Annotated in this window: 16 protein-coding genes; 2 read left to right on the forward strand and 14 right to left on the reverse strand. The window is 38.8% G+C overall.

The genetic code is table 11. The features are described 5' to 3' along the window. Nucleotides 1–283: 283 nt before the first annotated feature. The 9 genes from copZ to B0I26_RS13465 all read right to left on the reverse strand — a co-directional run bounded on the left by copZ (nt 284) and on the right by B0I26_RS13465 (nt 9,635). Nucleotides 284–487, reverse strand: coding sequence for a copper chaperone CopZ (copZ, locus tag B0I26_RS13420; RefSeq protein ID WP_111645934.1), 204 nt, complete (start codon nt 485–487; stop codon nt 284–286). A 33-nt stretch (nt 488–520) separates the two neighbouring features. Beyond that, complete coding sequence (locus tag B0I26_RS13425; protein ID WP_111645935.1) at nt 521–2,917, reverse strand: heavy metal translocating P-type ATPase; 2,397 nt, start codon at nt 2,915–2,917, stop codon at nt 521–523. 16 nt (nt 2,918–2,933) lie between these two features. After that, nucleotides 2,934–3,245 (reverse strand): metal-sensing transcriptional repressor, encoded by a 312-nt coding sequence (locus tag B0I26_RS13430; RefSeq protein ID WP_111645936.1) that lies wholly within the window; start codon nt 3,243–3,245, stop codon nt 2,934–2,936. A 549-nt stretch (nt 3,246–3,794) separates the two neighbouring features. After that, nucleotides 3,795–4,526, reverse strand: a complete 732-nt coding sequence (locus B0I26_RS13435; protein ID WP_111645937.1) for an urease accessory protein UreH domain-containing protein — start codon at nt 4,524–4,526, stop codon at nt 3,795–3,797. 211 nt (nt 4,527–4,737) lie between these two features. Further along, nucleotides 4,738–5,307 (reverse strand): TVP38/TMEM64 family protein, encoded by a 570-nt coding sequence (locus B0I26_RS13440; RefSeq protein ID WP_111645938.1) that lies wholly within the window; start codon nt 5,305–5,307, stop codon nt 4,738–4,740. A gap of 12 nt (nt 5,308–5,319) precedes the next feature. Beyond that, nucleotides 5,320–5,991: a response regulator transcription factor gene (locus B0I26_RS13445; protein WP_111645939.1), complete on the reverse strand. Its 672-nt coding sequence runs from the start codon at nt 5,989–5,991 to the stop codon at nt 5,320–5,322. A 6-nt stretch (nt 5,992–5,997) separates the two neighbouring features. Next, nucleotides 5,998–7,368, reverse strand: coding sequence for a sensor histidine kinase (locus B0I26_RS13450; RefSeq protein WP_111645940.1), 1,371 nt, complete (start codon nt 7,366–7,368; stop codon nt 5,998–6,000). Nucleotides 7,369–7,843: 475 nt separating this feature from the next. Next, on the reverse strand, nt 7,844–8,032 hold the full coding sequence (locus tag B0I26_RS13455; protein ID WP_111645941.1) for a hypothetical protein: 189 nt from the start codon (nt 8,030–8,032) through the stop codon (nt 7,844–7,846). 727 nt (nt 8,033–8,759) lie between these two features. Next, nucleotides 8,760–9,635 carry a LysR family transcriptional regulator gene (locus B0I26_RS13465; protein WP_111645943.1) on the reverse strand — a complete coding sequence of 292 codons (876 nt, stop codon included), beginning with the start codon at nt 9,633–9,635 and terminating at the stop codon, nt 8,760–8,762. 179 nt (nt 9,636–9,814) lie between these two features. Here B0I26_RS13465 and B0I26_RS13470 point away from each other — a divergent pair, with 179 nt between their 5' ends. Together B0I26_RS13470 and B0I26_RS13475 are read left to right on the forward strand one after the other, a co-directional pair. Beyond that, nucleotides 9,815–10,969, forward strand: coding sequence for a YbfB/YjiJ family MFS transporter (locus B0I26_RS13470; RefSeq protein ID WP_111645944.1), 1,155 nt, complete (start codon nt 9,815–9,817; stop codon nt 10,967–10,969). Beyond that, entirely contained in the window at nt 10,950–11,153 is a 204-nt protein-coding gene (locus B0I26_RS13475) for a tautomerase family protein (RefSeq protein WP_111645945.1), read from the forward strand. Before B0I26_RS13470 ends, B0I26_RS13475 begins: the two co-directional genes overlap by 20 nt. A 380-nt stretch (nt 11,154–11,533) precedes the next feature. Here the strand turns inward: B0I26_RS13475 and B0I26_RS13480 are convergent, their stop codons facing one another. The 5 genes from B0I26_RS13480 to odhB all read right to left on the reverse strand — a co-directional run bounded on the left by B0I26_RS13480 (nt 11,534) and on the right by odhB (nt 17,731). Continuing rightward, nucleotides 11,534–12,361, reverse strand: coding sequence for an ABC transporter ATP-binding protein (locus B0I26_RS13480; protein WP_111645946.1), 828 nt, complete (start codon nt 12,359–12,361; stop codon nt 11,534–11,536). A gap of 159 nt (nt 12,362–12,520) precedes the next feature. Beyond that, nucleotides 12,521–13,792: a DNA polymerase IV gene (locus B0I26_RS13485; RefSeq protein WP_111645947.1), complete on the reverse strand. Its 1,272-nt coding sequence runs from the start codon at nt 13,790–13,792 to the stop codon at nt 12,521–12,523. A 301-nt stretch (nt 13,793–14,093) separates the two neighbouring features. After that, nucleotides 14,094–14,348, reverse strand: a complete 255-nt coding sequence (locus B0I26_RS13490; RefSeq protein ID WP_281268712.1) for an enoyl-CoA hydratase-related protein — start codon at nt 14,346–14,348, stop codon at nt 14,094–14,096. A 166-nt stretch (nt 14,349–14,514) separates the two neighbouring features. Beyond that, entirely contained in the window at nt 14,515–16,140 is a 1,626-nt protein-coding gene (locus tag B0I26_RS13495) for a methyl-accepting chemotaxis protein (RefSeq protein WP_111645948.1), read from the reverse strand. A gap of 340 nt (nt 16,141–16,480) precedes the next feature. Further along, nucleotides 16,481–17,731 carry a 2-oxoglutarate dehydrogenase complex dihydrolipoyllysine-residue succinyltransferase gene (gene odhB / locus B0I26_RS13500; protein WP_111645949.1) on the reverse strand — a complete coding sequence of 417 codons (1,251 nt, stop codon included), beginning with the start codon at nt 17,729–17,731 and terminating at the stop codon, nt 16,481–16,483. Between the last annotated feature and the right edge of the window lie 29 nt (nt 17,732–17,760).

Consider the following 17,760-nt stretch of genomic DNA (forward strand, 5'->3'; position numbering starts at 1 on the left):
TATTAACAGAAGCTGGTGCAAAAAATTTAAGATAATTGCAAGTAATCTCGAAATCTCGGAAATACTGATAGGGGATTTCGCTTGTTGTTGATGCAAAGTTTCAATACACTCACGTAGCTCAGGATGATTGTACAGTGTCGCTTTTGCTACATTGACTTCGTCTGCCGCAATATTTTCAATAAATGTACAGCATGAAAAAAGAGGATATATGTTCTTATATTGAACATAGTATCCTCTATCATTATAGTATATTCAACTAAAACTTAGAGGGATTTTTTTACTGTTACTTTACATCGTAACCTTGCTCTTCAATCGCTTCTTTGAGTTTTTCTACACTTACCTTTGTTTCATCATAATCGACATCGACAATACCTTCTTGCAGATGTACTTCTACGTTTTTTACACCGTCTAGCTCTTTAAGAGCGTTCGTCACTGCCATTTTGCAGTGTCCGCAAGTCATTCCTTGTACATGTAATGTAATTGCCATCATCAATTCCTCCTTACTTGTTTCCATGTTTATTTATATTTTCACGCGTTTCAAACGAAGCGCGTTTGTTACAACTGATACGGAACTGAATGCCATTGCCGCTCCGGCAACCCAAGGTTCCAATAATCCAGCGGCAGCTACCGGAATGCCAATGGTATTATAGAACAACGCCCAGAACAGGTTTTGACGAATGTTTTTCATTGTTTTGCGGCTTAACTCAATCGCTTTCGGGATATGGGCTAAATCCCCGCCGACTAACGTAACATCGGCCGTTTCGATGGCAACATCCGCTCCTGTACCGATGGCCATGCCAATATCCGCTTTTGCCAAAGCCGGTGCGTCATTAATTCCATCTCCGACCATCGCCACTCGTTTACCTTGTTTTTGCAGCTCCTCGACGATTTTTGCTTTGTCTTCAGGAAGCACTTCAGCGTAGACATGGTCGATATGAACCTGCTTCGCGATCGCTTCCGCTGTCCGTTTGTTGTCTCCCGTTACCATATACACTTCTATACCCATTTGTTTTAATGTTTCAATGGCTTCTTTTGAGCTTTCTTTTACCGTATCAGCGACAGCTATGATGCCGGCAAGCTGCCCGTCAATGGCAACAAGCATCGCTGTTTTACCCTGTTTTTCAAGTTCCACCATCTCGTCTTCATGCATTGAAATCTCTACAGAACGTTCTTTCATCAGTTTTCGCGTTCCAACAAGGACGTTTTTTCCATCAATGACAGCTTCAATTCCGTGACCGGTAATGGCGGAGAAATGCTCTAACGGCTTAGCCAAAATCGCTCGTTTCTTCCCATATCCGACAATCGCATGAGCCAACGGATGTTCAGAAGCGCTCTCGGCTGAAACGGCATAGTCAAGCATACCTTCTTGGAATTCCAGCACATCTGTTACTTCTGGTTTTCCTTTTGTTACAGTTCCTGTTTTATCCAGCAACACGGCATTAACTTTATGCGTTTCCTCCAAGTACTCACCTCCTTTAAAGAGGATCCCTTTTTCTGCACCTTTACCTGTACCGACCATAATCGATGTCGGTGTGGCCAGACCGAGCGCACAAGGACATGCAATGACAAGAACGGCGATAGCCACCTCAAGCGCCGTTGGCAAATCACCCGGCGCTACAAAAAAGTACCATATCATGAACGCAGCAACCGCAATTCCGACAACAATTGGCACGAAAATCCCAGAGATAACATCAGCCATACGCTGAATCGGTGCTTTCGAGCCTTGCGCCTCTTCGACGATTTTAATGATATTGGCAAGTGCTGTATCTTTCCCGACCTTTTCGGCACGAATGGTTAGTACACCATTTTTATTAATCGTCGCGCCGATGACAGAGTCGCCTTCCTTCTTATCAACAGGAATGGATTCACCGGTAATCATCGACTCGTCTACGGAGGATACTCCGGCGATGACGATACCGTCTACCGGAATTTTTTCGCCCGGTTTGACGAGAATAGTATCACCTATCATCACTTCCTCAAGCGGAACTCTTACTTCTTGCCCATTACGGATGACAAAAGCTTCTTTTGCCTGCAAGCTCAACAGTTTGGAGATGGCTTCGGTTGTTCGTCCTTTCGCCAGTGATTCAAAGTATTTTCCGACAAGTACAAGCGTAATCAGCACGGCACTCGTTTCAAAATACAAACTTGGCATATATTCGGGATCTCCTAATGTTTTGAAAGCTTCGTACAAGCTGTAAAAGTAAGCGGCCGATGTTCCAAGCGCCACCAGCACATCCATGTTCGCACTCTTGTTTCGTAATGCCCGGTACGCCCCTACATAGAAGGGACCGCCAATATAGAACTGAACGGGTGTCGCCAAAAGAAGCTGGAACCACGGATTCATCAAAATGTGCGGCATTGGTAAGCCGATATCAAACGGCATATGAGCAATCATCGTATAAAGAAGAGGCAGTGACAAAACAATTGAAATGGCAAGCTGCCGTTGTTTTTGTTTAAGCAACTCTTCTTTCCGGCCTGCCTGATCTTGTTCTTCGTTTCGGATCTGTCCCTTGTACCCAAGCTTTTTGATTTTCTCTAAAATGTCTTCGACAGATGTAATGCCTTCATTGTATTCTACAACCGCACTGTTTGTCGCCAAGTTTACAGCAGCGCTCGAAACACCTTCCATACGATTTAACCCTTTTTCAATCCGTGCCGCACATGCCGCGCATGTCATACCTTCAATATCCAGCGTCACCTTTTCAGTCGCAACACCATACCCCAAATTCTCAATTTTCGTTTGGATATCAGCTATACTTTGTTTAGCCGGATCATATTTAATCGTTGCTTTTTCCATCGCCAAATTGACATTGGCTTCTACTCCATCCATTTTGTTCAACACTTTCTCAATCCGATTGGAACAAGCTGCACATGTCATGCCGGTTATTCTAAGTGTGACGAGCTTTTGTTCACTCATAAAGCTTTCCTCTCCTTTATTTTGAGAATTGCTTAATCACATCCAATAACTCTCGAATCGATTCTTCTCCATTGCCTTCGCGGATCGCCTTAGAAACACAATGTTTGGCATGACGTTCCAACAGGTTAAATCCTACTTTTTTTAATGCTGCATGAATCGCCGAAATTTGAACCAAAATATCAATACAATAACGATTGTCCTCCACCATCTTTTGCACACCACGCACTTGCCCTTCAATACGCTTCAACCGCTTAATGATGCTTTCAATTTCTTGTTCTGTCCGCGGAACCATTTTTGCGTTCATATTGTTATCTTCACAGTGATTCACTGGTATCACCTCGTTTATTATTAATGATTATCCTTAAATACATTATACGGGTAATGGGTATAAAATGCAACTGAGCTTCTTAATGAATCCAATTGCGTTTGCCAGTCAGCCATAATAAAAACTGAATAGGAAGGGGCAAATGAGTGCGTTAGTCCAATAATTTAAGAAGAAATAGAAATAAATATCGAAAAAACACTTAAATTTAAAAATCCAAGCGTTTTTATTTGTTAACTTCGGTTTAATAACGTGATAATTCAGTTGCGAATTATATAAATGCAGATTGATTTTCCGACATATGCAAAACATTTTGACCCCTTTTTATATTCTTAAACTTTTTGCTTATGTCGATTTGTCAATCTGAAATTATATAGGTTGCTATTTAAAGTGTTTTTTAGTTTTTTCCTCTCTGAAACATATTTTCCCCTATATCTTTCCACGTAAATCAGACAACTTCACTTTATTTTGAAAGCAATTCAAAATCCGGGACAGCTTGCCTTTTAATGTCATAACCTCCAGGTATAGTAATTCGTTTTCCTCCTTTTCATAACGTTAGAACCAATAAGTGATGGTGTCTAATATGCCAAGTAAGATCATCACGATTCCAGCTGCCTTCTGAACGAACCTTCCTGCTTGTTTTCCTTTTTTCATTAGAGTACCGCTAAATCCTAAGTACCATAGAATGAAGATGAAGAAAATAACAGGTACAGAGGTTCCGATGGCAAAGATGCCCGGCAATATCACTCCATAAGACGTTGAGTACACAAGAGGCATTAAAGTCACGAAAAACAGCACAAACATCGTTGGACAAAACGCTAACGAAAAACTGAACCCCATTAAAAAGGAACCTGTTTTTCCTTTCTTTAAAAATCTCTCAGGTATTTTGAACAAGGTGACGTTCCAATACATTTTAAAAAGCCCTAACAAGTATAAACCTACAAGAATGAGAATGGGACCGATCAGCTTTCTTAGCCACGGAAAATATAATGTTAGTGTACTTTGAATCTCTTTCCCCAAAAGCCAGACAATCATCCCCAAACCGGAAAAGGCAATAATTTTACCAAAAATATAAAGAAACAACTCTTTCCACGCAATTCCTTTTTGCAAGGACTGATTACTGTATAACGTGATTGCCCCTAAGTTACCGGTGAGTTGACACGGGGCCATCGCTCCTACTATACCAAGAACAAACGCTGATAAAATGGGGATAGTTGTTGTATGATGTGCAATATTTAAAAACGGTTGACTTAAAAGGTTACTTATTTGACTGAAGAATGAATACATCCTTCCTCTCACCTTCTTCTCTAATCTGATGTCTATATTGTAGCAGTGGATTTTGTAGAAATGTGGAGTGGTAAATAACAAAGACATGCTAATCGCACGCCTTGTCATTAGCCTATAGTAGTTTCCCCTTTACTGCTATAGCAGAAATATTTGCAGAATTTATGGAGTTTGTTTGTTCGGATATGATATTTGTCAATCTTCATAAATCCTTCTAGTTTTTGTTGGTTTGAGTCTTTTTTCGATTGATTTTCTTCCAAGTAAAAAGAAATAAAGAAACAGACAAAAATGTTAATATTACCTTCCCTTTCCATGTCCAATTCATCAATTGATAAACCGAATAGGCTTCTAAAAGTAAGGCAGGTATTTTCCCTATTGAACTGGCAATCATAAAGATAAGTAAGGAAGTTTTTCCTATCGCTGCAACAAAGGTAACGACTCCTGACGGAACAAAAGGAAGAAGCCGCAAAGATAAAACAAGAAAAAAGGCTTCTAAACCTTTTGCTTCAAGCAAACGTCTGACTTTCGGATGAGAAAACAACTTCGTTTCAGAAAGTTTCCTAAATCCTTTACGATATAAAACAAAAGAGACAACGGCCCCGATGGCTTCCCCAGCAAAAGATAAAAAGGTGCCTTTCCAAAACCCGAACACAGCCAAATTGGCAGCGGTTAAAAAAACGCTTGGCACAAGTCCTAAAATACTGATCATTATATTTATAACGATACTAATGAAGTAAGCAGCATTTTCATATGTGTTGAGTAGTGTAATAATTTGCTCTTTCATTCTCTTCCCACCTTATACCTTCCATTTATACCCCACCCCCCAAACAGTTTGCAGAAATCGATCGATCGGAAATCCAGCTTGTCTCAGCTTTTCTCTAATATTTTTCACATGGGAATCGATAGTGCGCTCTTCTGTATTTGCGTTATAGCCCCATAGTGACATAATAATTTGGTCTCTGCTAAACACTCTGCCTGGGTTTTTCAGAAAAAGCCCCAATATGGCAAACTCTTTAGGTGTCAGAAAAAGATCATGTTTATTATATTGAACCTTATGTTGAGCTTCATCCCACACTAAACCTTGAAACTCAATTTTTGGTTGTTTCCCTACCGAACGGCGCAGCACCGCCTCTATGCGGGCAAGCAGTTCGGATTCGTCAAATGGTTTTGTGATATAGTCATCAGCTCCCATATTAAGTCCTTTTACGATATCCAATGTTTGATCTCTTGCGGTCACCATAATAATAGGGACATTGGAAAATTCTCTAATACGTTTACAAGTTTCCCAACCATCCACCTCCGGCATCATAATATCCAATAACACTAAATCAGCTTTGTTATTTTCTAAGTACTGTATCGCTGATAAACCGGATTCACACTTTACACAATGGTACCCTTTAGGCGAAAGATAAAGATCAAGTAAATCTAACATTCGTTTTTCATCATCAACAAGTAATATCGTATACATGCTCCCTCATTCCTCCGGTAATGTAATCATCATTTTCGTTCCTTTTCCGTAGATACTATCCGCATAAATAGAACCTCCGTGGGCTTCAATAATTTCTTTTGCTATCGCTAAGCCCAATCCCGTTCCACCGCTGGCTCTTGATCTTGATTTATCCACCCGATAAAACCGTTCAAAAATATGCGGCAAATCCTCTTCAGGAATTCCTCTGCCTTCGTCTGAAACAATCATCACGATGTTCTTTTTCTCCGTCCTTACATCAATAGAGACGGTAGAACCTTGCTCAGAATATTTTAAAGCATTATCTAACAGATTCATCATCACTTGCTCAAAACGTTTTTGGTCTATATGGACAGTAATGTTTCCATCACAGTGATATATAAGAGACATGTTTTTCGCCTGAAAAGCAGGGTGCATTTTCTCGTATACTTTTCTTAAAAATGAACATAAGTTGGTCGATGACTTATGAATTTGAAATGAATGCTGATCCATTTTTGCTAATTCAAAAAGATCTTTTACTAATTTTTGCATATGCTCTGCTTCTTCATAAATAATAGTCAAATATTTCTCTCTCTCTTCTTCCTTAATGTTTGGTCTTCTGGCGATGTCCGCATATCCTTTTACATATGTGAGAGGGGTACGAAGCTCATGAGAAATACTGGCAAGAAATTCGTTTCTTTCTTTTTTTAAGTATTCTAAATCCCTTGCCAATGTTTGAATGGATTTTCCTAATTGTGCTAATTCATCCTCCCCTTTTACTTGTAAACGGACAGAAAAATCACCTTTACTCAATTTTTCTGTCGCCTGTTTCATGCGAATGAGAGGAATAGTAATCACTCTTGATAAGAAAGCAATAGTTATAATCGTTAAAAATACAGAAAGAATTCCAACTATAATAAAATGATGCTTTAACTTATAAATCATGTTTTGAATGGAAGCTGTATTTTGAAACATATAGACATACCCTTTTATCTTGCCGTCAACCCGAATCGGGCTTACTGTTGAAATATGCGACTCTTTTTGCCAATTTTTTTGTACAATCATACCATCATGGGGAATGTTTTTAACTTCGTTTTTTATTATTCTTTTGGCAAATGGTAAAATATGATCCGAAAAATATAATATATTCCCCTTGTCATCTGTGATAACAACGTCCGTCACCGCTTCCGACTCCATCATGGTGACATGTTCCAATGTAGAAGAGTCATAATTTTTTTCTAACACATCGCGGTGATTATTTCCTCTTGCCAACAGCTGCTCAAATTCCTCATTAATTCTAGAATGAACAAGAGTAATATATAATGACACAAACAAAACCGTTTCTATTCCTAACACAAATACAAAAAATAATAGTCCTAATTTAAACGAGATTTTTCTCATTTTTGTCCCTTCCTTATCAGTCCATTAACTTCCATACAGTTTAGGAAAAACTGTTTTTTGATCTCTTTTTCGTTGATTCCGAGCGATATGGCATATTGGTTCCGGCAAATAAATATTTGTACGCTCTCTCTATTTATGCCTTTGGACGATATTTTTATTTTATAAACTAAATTTGCAGAATTTATGGATTTCAATAAAGTGTAACTGTTGGGGACGATTTCACTTTTATCGTAAAATTATTACAACCGCTCCGTATTCTTACGTTATCATAGCGATAAATTCAATAGAAACCAAATACAAAAGCACTGCAGGTTTAAGTCTACAGTGCTTGCCGTTTGCCAAACACATTTTACTAATTGCTCCCTCTTCCGCCGTCTCAGCGATGTGAACATCATGGGTAATTAATATTAATGCTTGTCGACAAGAAACATCTGAACGGTGTGGTAAAGAGCGTTACAGGTTCTTTTTTATTTTCTTATTCAACATTCGGCTCATGCATGTCGTTCTTAAGCATATAATACTCTATCGCTTGTTGAAACCACTCGTCCTCTTCCTTTGTATGCGGAGACGGAAACTTGTTCCTGAGTTCTTCTACTTCTGCCTCATCTAACCCACTGAAAACTTTCGCTGCTTCTTCACTGACAAATTCAAGGGCTAACTTCATGGTTCATCTTCAAATTCCTCCCATCCAATATGATTGCAGCTGAGGTCATTTCAATCATACTTCCTCACGTAACGGGAGGTGCAAGTGAAACTCAGAGAGGATAAATGTTGAGGAAATGTCCTTAAATAACTAATTTTAGAAATTTTTGAATAGATGAAAAAGAATGACTTTCCCTTAGACTAACAAAAAACTTGAAAAGAAAATCTTTCTACACCAATTTTATACGTAACAAGGTCAAGGATGAGGTTTGATTCTTTCGATATCATGTAATAAATTTATTTAATCTCTTGAATTCCTTTGCCAAAGTTGCCCTTTTAATTTTTTTTGATTTTATGAGGAATTTTATATCCGAGATATTGTCATAGGAAAGCTGTATATGAAAGTAATTAATATATTCGATTATGGCAAAAATATAAATAAAACCTGCAATGGATAATCCGTCTACAGGAAGCGGTAGATCCAGTATGAATAGATCGACAATAAATAAACATGGGGAGAAAAGAATCAATCCAATATTCCACTTCTTTAGATAGTTTAGTCTGTGAATAAAACGGGTTGGTGTAATGGATGTATTTTCTTCTTTTAACCTAATGGAATTCCATTTTTCTCATAAAACTCTCATACGAATGGAGTTATAATATTCTCCGTTATAGAATCCGCAATTTTCTCAATTGTCCTTTAAGCACAACATATCATTCTTCTTCGATTACTTGCCATATTGTTGAATCTAATGATTCTTACAAGAATCCATTACTGTTTCGAGAAACTTTTGCATCGCTAACGTAGCAACTACATTTTTACGTTGAATAAAAAAAGTAGTTACTTCCGCAAATTTTTTAGGTATCTTATAACAAGACAATGGATAGTGATATTGAAAACGATCGATTACCGTTTTCGGTAAAAGGGTAATGCCTAATCCCGCACTGACACATCCTAAAATGGTTTCCAATGAACCGAACTCCATTATCTTGTTGGGCATAATCTGTTCTGCATGAAGCCACTCTTCCAACCTTTTGCGATATGAGCAACCTTGTCTAAATACTAATAAATTACTTTTATTTAAATCTGGTATATCATTTATATCTGTCCCTTTCCTCTGGGCAACAAGCACTAACTCTTCTTCAAAGATTGCTTGTTGGGAGAGATCTTGATGATGAACGGGTCCTGCTACAAACGCACCATCTATTTCATAGGCAAGAACCGATTTGATTAGTTCATCTGTCGGTCCCGTCTTTAATGATAATTCTACTTCTGGATAATGAAGGCTAAAGGAATATAAAAGTGAGGGCAACCTTACAGCAGCTGTTGTTTCCATAGAACCTATCGACAAAGGGCCCTTTGGAATGTCGGAGTACATAATCTCCTTTTCTGCTTCTGTAAATAAATGAATGATTTTATCGGCATACGCTAGGAGGATTTTGCCCGCTGATGTTAACGAAACACCATAACGATGTCGATGGAATAGTGGTGTTTGAAAGTGCGCCTCCAACCTTTGGATTTTGGAAGTAACACTGGATTGAACAAAGTGCAGCTCTTCTGCTGCTTTCGAAATATTTCCGTGTTTGGCCACGATCCGAAACAATTTTAAATCCTCAATATCCATTTTTCCTTCCCCTTTGTTAGGTATCGATATTTTTAATACGTACCATTCGTTTTTATCATTTTACCAAATATTATATCATGAGTAAGATAAAGTTAAACCATTTTTAGAAATAGAGGGAGGGTATTCCGATCAACAAGTCACCACCTATATACGTTGTTATTGGAGGCATTGCCGCTTTAATGATTGTCATGGGTATCGGTCGATTCGCATATACGCCTATTTTGCCGTACCTTCAGGATGCCGTACGGCTTACCGATGTGATGGCAGGATACCTTGCCTCAGCCAATTACTTAGGATACCTGTTGGGAGCTTTCTTGGCAGGAATATCCCAGTGGAAGAAAGGAAAAACATTTTATTTAAGGTTTTATCTCGTCATCAACATTTTGACAACCATTGCAATGGGGTTGACCGATCTCTACTTGCTTTGGTTTTTCTTTCGCTTTATTTCAGGTTTAACAAGCGGACTCGTCTTTGTGCTTGCTTCAAGTATTATTTTGGATATTCTTGCCTTAACCAAGCAATCACTTTGGTCAGGAATGTTTTATAGCGGTGTTGGAATGGGGATTTTCATAACGGGCCTTATTGTCCCTGTTTTGGAGCATTATTTTAGTTGGCGCGGGGCTTGGAGCGGATTAGGCATACTTTCTATATTCATAGGTGTATTCACGTTTCTATGGTTAAAAGAGAATTCGTCAGACAAAATAAAATATCCCTCATCAATCATGCCCTGTCCCAAAGCTTCTCATAAACAAAGGATTTTACCATGGCTTATCGCCTCCTATGGGTGTGAAGGAATGGGGTATAGCGTGAGCGGCACTTTTTTAGTTGCTCTCGTACAGGACATCCCCTCTTTAAGCCATATTCCTTCTTTAAGCTGGGTGTTTGTCGGTATTGCTGCTATTCCTTCTTGTATGCTATGGGCTTGGGTTGCTAAGAAATACAGTAATCTTATCGCTTTACAAATCGCTTTTTTCACCCAAATCGTTGGTGTGATTCTGCCAGTGATATTTTTTAATTTTTACGGAGCTTTGATTGGAGCCTTATTATTCGGAGCCACGTTTATGGGGATTACTACCTTAGCCGTCTCAGAGGGACGCCGTATTGCACCGCATCAAAGCAGTAAAGTAATCGGCTATTTAACGTGTGTGTATGGAATCGGCCAAATGATCGGTCCTTCCATTGCAGGGATCTTAATTGCCAAATCAGGAAACTATCATTCTTCCCTGCTTTTTGCGGCAAGCGTATTAGTTTTTGGAATGTTGTTTTTAGGTATCGTTCAGATTAAAAATAAAAAACTTGAAAGGATGAAAAACAATGCCTTATGTAAACATTAAAATTACGAAAGAAGGAGCTACTCCGGAACAAAAACAACAACTTATTGAGGGTGCCACAAAATTACTTCAAGAAGTTTTAGGGAAAAACCCACAGACAACCTTTGTAATCATCGATGAGGTTGAAACCGACAATTGGGGAATTGCTGGAGAGTCGGTAACGGTAAGAAGAAAGCGGGGACAGTAATTTTTTCAGAAAAAGATTTCATATTTTGGGTAGATTCCGACTTACAAAACCAAAGCTAACAAAGGAAGTCTAAATAAACTAAAAAATAAAAAGGAATAAAAGGCTGTCCCAAACATCCATGACTTACCAGCCACCACGATGAATGAAAATGTATGGGTCTGTGACTTGCTTAATGATGAAGCAGATCACAGGCCGTTTTCTTTTTTGGGGACATAACTATGATTGCATGCCCCTGGATTTTTTGTTTTTTGGAACATTTTCGTAATAAAAAGCCAAGTGTCAGACCCCACAACACAATATATGGGACATCATGTTGGATAAATGAACTATATATTGTGAAACACGTGTGAGGTCAGACCCTTATGAGACAGCCTCTTTATTTATTTTGATTCTGCCTTGGCAAATTTTGTCCAATCCATATTTTTATGTATAGAAGCCCATGGCCGATTATTTTCCCAATGAACTTTCATCGCCAATTGAAACGTCTCTGATAAACATTCATCTGTTAATACTTTCTCTTTTTGTCCTGCCGCTACAATTTGCCCCTCTTTTAACAATAGTACATGTGTCATCTCTTCTATAATTTCTTCAATATAATGAGTGACATATAGTACGTGACATTGTTGATGTGTAATAATCTCTTTCATTAATGATAACATATCTTCCCTTGCTAAAATGTCTAATCCTATAGACGGTTCATCTAATATAAGCAATTGCGGTTTTGCCATTAACGCTCTTCCAATAAGCACTTTTCTTTTTTCGCCTTGTGATAATGTGTCATACGTTTTTCCTTTCAAATAATCGATTCTCAGAAATGTCATTAGCTGTTCAGCCTGTTCACGATCCTCATTGGTTACATTTTCGTATAATCCTATTGAAGCAAATTTACCGCTTATCACAATATCCTCTACCGTTTCCAATCTTAACGTTTGATTAAAGCGGTCATCAAGAGAACTACTGACAAATCCGATTTGCTTTCGAAGCTCGGGCAAGTTCGTTTTCCCGAATGTATGTCCTAAAACAGAAACTTCCCCTTTTGTCGGATATTGATAGCCTGTGACAATATTTAATATGGACGTTTTTCCTGAACCGTTTAAACCTAATATGACCCATTGTTCCTTTCCTTTTACTTCCCAACTTATATCCTTTAAAATAACTTGATTTCCTCTTATAAAGGACACATTTTTCATACTTATGATATTTTCCATTTCACACCACACCTCTGTTTTTTAAGAATATTATAACAAATCAATCAATATATTTGATTGTCCACATAAAAATCTCCCCTTGCAGCAGACCATCCCTCTCTTTCTCTGCTGTAAGGGGAGCTCAGGACTTATTCTATTTTAAATTTGTCATCAACCTCATCACATAGATTCACCGTTCCTCCTTTTTTGCTTCGCATCGTACCGCAATTGGATCTTTTCTTTCAGATTTTTCTCTTTGTTAAGAAGTTCTGATACGGGTTGAATAATTCCTTCACCGAATTTTTGTTTTAACTGCTCAATGGTATTCAATAATGCTTCATCTTTCGCATCTTCTTCATAGCTGAACAAATCTAATTGTTTGGTCGATTCTTTTTTGTCCAATACATCCAGGGCGGTAATTCCCAACAATCTCACTGGATCTCCGTTCCAATGCTGCTTAAATAGCTTCACCGCATATTCAAAAATTTCTTCTGGCTCTTGAAACGGATTCAATAATTTTTTACTTCGAGTCACCGTTTGAAAATCAGCGTAGCGAATCGTAATTTGAATTGTTGAGGAAACGACTCGCTTCCTTTTCATTCGGTTGCTGACCGAATCAGATAACTTTCGCAACACTTCAATAAGGGTATGCTCTTCAGTCACATTATGAGAAAGGGTCGTCGAATGACCGATAGTTTTAAACTTAAGAACGGCTTCTGGGTCAACCGGGCGGTGATCAATTCCATTTGCCCGTTCCTGCAAGTAAAACCCTGTGATGCCAAGTAAGTCTTTTAATACTCCTTTTTCTGTTTTGGCCAATTCACCAATGGTAAAAACACCAATGCTTTTTAACTTTTCAGCTGTTTTTTCTCCAATCCCATGCATCGCTTGAACAGGCAAAGGCCAGAGTATTTTTGGTACATCCCGTTTGCGAAGGACCATAATTCCTAATGGTTTTTTCAGATCGCTCGCCATCTTTGCCAAAAACTTATTAGGAGCGATCCCGATGCTAACGGGAATTTTTAATGTTTCTAACAACCCTTTTTGAATTTGTTGAGCGATTTCAAAAGGAGAACCCGGCGAATAGCGATTGGTTATATCCAAATATCCCTCATCAATAGAAGCGGGTTCCACGATGGGAGAAAAGGTTGCTAAAAATTGAAAAACTTTCGTACTCATTTCTCGATATAGGTCAAAATCAGGTTTCAGGATCACCAAGTGTGGACACTTTTTCTTTGCCTCCCACAAAGGCATCGTCGTATATATCCCAAAATCATTTTTCGCTATATAGTTCGCCGCCAAAACGATTCCCTTTCGTTCTTTCGGGTCTCCAGCCACCACTACCGCTTTTCCTTCTAATGATGGATCCCGCGCGATTTCACAGCTGCAGTAAAAGGCATTACAGTCAACATGTAAAATAACGCGTCCATTCTTAGGATACATGGATTTCATGCCTTTTCTTCCTTTCCGATCGTTTTTCACACAGGATTTGATTCGATCTGCTTCAGTGTTGATTTTTACTCCAATGAAAAAAGACAATAAAATAATGAAAAAATGGATCGTTCAAAGAAAACGATCCTCACTTTGTTTTATTTTATCATTGAAGTAGATGGTTTTATAAGGATCTAGTTTACTTGCTTTCTTTTTCTCATTGACTTTACGCTCTGGAAGTTTGTTCCCTTTTATATAACTCCAACTTAAACTCTCACCATGTGAATCAAGCATGAAAATCAACCAGTGTTCTGTTCGCCTTTTAAATATGTTGAAAAATCAAGTTTGATTTATTATAGATACTTACGAATCGTTTTACGATCAAATTCTGTTTCTTTGGCAATAGATTAAGTACTTCGTGTACATTCATAGTTTCTATTTCACGTAAACTATGACCAGCACAAAATACCTTTGTAGATCCTTCAATAACAACAACCTCAATCTTTACTTCTCTTTTTTCAGCAATCTCTTGAAGAAGAGAACCTAATTCTTGAAGCAATTTTAATGATAATGCGATGAGCGTATATAAACTCCAAAAGAAAAACGCTTGGAATAAAAATCCGTGCGTTTTTTACTCACTTGCGGGACGCATCACGGACGAGATGTGAACGCAAGCCTTTCTTTTTTAACATAATCCCGAAGCCCCACTTCCAATTTGTTCAGCAAATGAAGTGGTGAGTAGTTCAATTGAATTGGAATCGTTTTAATATTTGATTTAGCCGGTGAACTTCTTCCGCCAAAGCAGCTGCTTCTTTTGCCAACATGTGTACCCCAGAGACTTGTTGCTCTATTCCAGTCGCTGTTTCGTGGACAACATTTGTAAAATCTTCAGCTATATAGTAAACGTCTGTGATTAAATGTTGCAGCTCCTCTCCTTCTGCTGTTGCTTTTTCGACGTAAGAACGATTATGACTGATGAGTTCGTTCATTTGTGTAGACATTTCTTGGAATTCGGCAATACTTTTGCTCGTTTTCAAAAGGGAAGAGGTCGTTTCTTCAATGGCATCAACATTTTCATCGACTGCTTGCACAGCCGTTATTAAATCCTTTCGTGTTTTGTTTAGTGAAGATAAAATTTCAGATGCGAAACTATTTGTATCCTCTGCTAGCTTTCGCACTTCTGAAGCGACGACAGCAAACCCTTTTCCTGCTTCTCCCGCTCTAGCGGCTTCGATGGACGCATTTAAGGCAAGCATATTCGTTTGATCGGCAATCGCCGTAATGGCAGAAACCTTCTTCATCACCATATCAGCTTCTTTTGCAACCATTTGAATCAGCTGAGAGGTTTCTCTAATTTTCGTTTGAATGGTGCGCATTTTTTGCTCTGTTTTTTGAATTTGCTCATTTCCAATTTGAGCGGAATCAAGGGTTGATTGAGCCCGTTGAACGGCTTGTTCAATTTCCTTCTGAATTCTCCAAATGCTCTCCATCATCGTTTCGATCCGCGTTTTTGCTTGTTGGACGAATGTTGTTTGTTTTTGTGCCCCTTGACGAAATGTTTCCATTGTAGCAGATACTTCATCAAATGCTTCCGATAGTCTTTTTGCTTCTTCTTTTTGTTCTTTGCTCACTTGATCAACAGAATGTGTGGCTTTAGCAAACTCATTCAAAATGGAACGCATGCCAAGAATGACTTTATTGATTTCATAGCCAATTTGATGGAATTCATTTCGTTTGCCGACGGTGCGTACTTCCGTATGCAAGTTTCCAGATGAAACGGTTCGAGTCACGTGATACCAATTGCGTAAACGTGTAATAAGGACACGGTAAAAACAAAACGAACAAACGAAGCTAACCAAAAAAGCGCCCGATGTTAAAAGAAAAATGTGAAAAAGAGATAAACTTAATAAGAACGAAGCAATTGCGACTGTGATGCTCGGAAGTAAAACGATGGAACTAAACCATGCTTCTAAATAAGGCTGATGAACAAGCCTTCCCATCCGCAAATTAAAGCGCTTTCCATTTCGGTCAGTAAACAATGGACATGACGCATCGATTAAAACTTCCCCTGTATTCCGTTTATAAATTTGCAGAAGGGGAACGTTCGTTGTTGCTGCTTTGCTTCCTACTTCATCGTTAAACGTTATTCCTTCACGCAATCGATTTGTATGAATGATTGCATATCCTGATTCATCGACAATAAGAAAATATTCATCATGCTCTAACCGTTTATCTAAGATGTGGCGCAACGTCTCCAATTGCTCTGAAATAGACATGTCAGGATGAATGGTTCGTTGAATTTCTTCCGCTACTCGCTGAACTTTGTTCAATGCTTTTTGTGCCACTTTTCTCTTTAATAATTTTTCCAATTTTGTAACCCCCTCCCCTTAATAATAATATACACAATTTTAAGACTATTAAAAAGAATAAAAAATTAGGTACTAACGGTAACGGAAAAATGAAGAACTTGCTCAATGAGAAACAAATCGTGAAATTCACCGTGAGTCAGAAAAACTCGATGATATTTACAGGAAGAGATTTTAGGAGGAATAAGTTTGAGCGGTACTAATTTAAGATAATACGACTATTAGTTAACATAATTTTATTATAGTTAATATAAATAATAACGTTCTTTATTATTTTTTCTAATAAATAAAAAACTGCCCCTATTACTCGAATAGAGGCAGTCTCTCATGAGGAAGTTCTCCCTCATGATTCCAATAATAATTGCTCTGGATCTTCGAGGAGTTCTTTTACTTTCACTAAAAAGCCGACCGCTTCTTTTCCGTCAATAATGCGGTGGTCGTATGACAGTGCCACATACATCATCGGACGGTTTTCCATGCGCACTTCATCGATGGCGACAGGACGAAGTTGAATTTTATGCATTCCTAAGATGCCGACTTGCGGTCCGTTTAAAATTGGTGTGGACAGTAACGAGCCGAACACTCCGCCATTGGTAATGGTAAATGTGCCGCCTTGCAAGTCTTTTAAGCTTAATTTGTTTTCACGCGCTTTTGTCGCTAAGTGTAAAATTTCCCGTTCAATTTCGGCAAAATTTTTCTTGTCTGCATCGCGCACAACCGGAACGACTAAGCCTTCGTCCGTCGACACGGCTACCCCGATATCATAGTATTTCTTCACGATGATTTCGTCCCCTTGAATTTCCGCGTTCAACAGAGGATATTTTTTCAATGCCGCGACGACGGCTTTCGTAAAGAAAGACATAAAGCCGAGCCGTACATCATGTTCTTGATAAAACGCATCTTTTCGACGGTTGCGCAAGTCCATAATCGCCGTCATGTCAATTTCGTTAAACGTTGTAAGCATCGCCGCTGTGTGTTGAGCTTCTACGAGCCGCTTCGCAATCGTTTGGCGGCGTCTGGACATTTTTATTCGTTCCACTGGTTTTTCCGGTTCAAACAGATCAGGCATCGTCGGTTTGACTGTTTCCGCAGTTGGTGCCGATTGAACCGGTTGATTCGAATACGCTTCTACATCTTGTTTACGTATGCGGCCAAGCGGATCAAATGGCGTCACTTTGGATAAGTCAATCCCTTTTTCGCGGGCTAGCTTTCTCGCAGCTGGTGAAGCAACCGGTCGTTGCGCTGGTCTTGCGACTGGTTCCTCCTTGACCGGCGTCTCTTTTACAGCTGCCGTTTGACTTAGCTCTTCCTTTTCTGGTTGCTGTGGTGTTTCCGCCGCCTGTGGCACGTTTGCTTCCGCTTCTGCTGACACAATGGCGATTGTATCCCCTACTTTGACTGTATCCCCTTCATTAAATAGTAATTTGGTAATGACCCCTGATTCTTCCGACATTAATTCCACATTGACTTTATCCGTTTCTAACTCGGCAATCGGCTCCCCTTTGTTAATAAAATCTCCCGGTTTTTTAAGCCATTGAAAAATGGTCCCTTCCGTTATCGATTCCGCTAATTCTGGTACTTTGATTTCTGCCACTGTTATATCTCCTTTCGCCATTTTCGTTT

Origin of the sequence: Paranoxybacillus vitaminiphilus (genome assembly GCF_003259935.1) — a bacterium.
Lineage (GTDB): Bacteria > Bacillota > Bacilli > Bacillales > Anoxybacillaceae > Paranoxybacillus > Paranoxybacillus vitaminiphilus.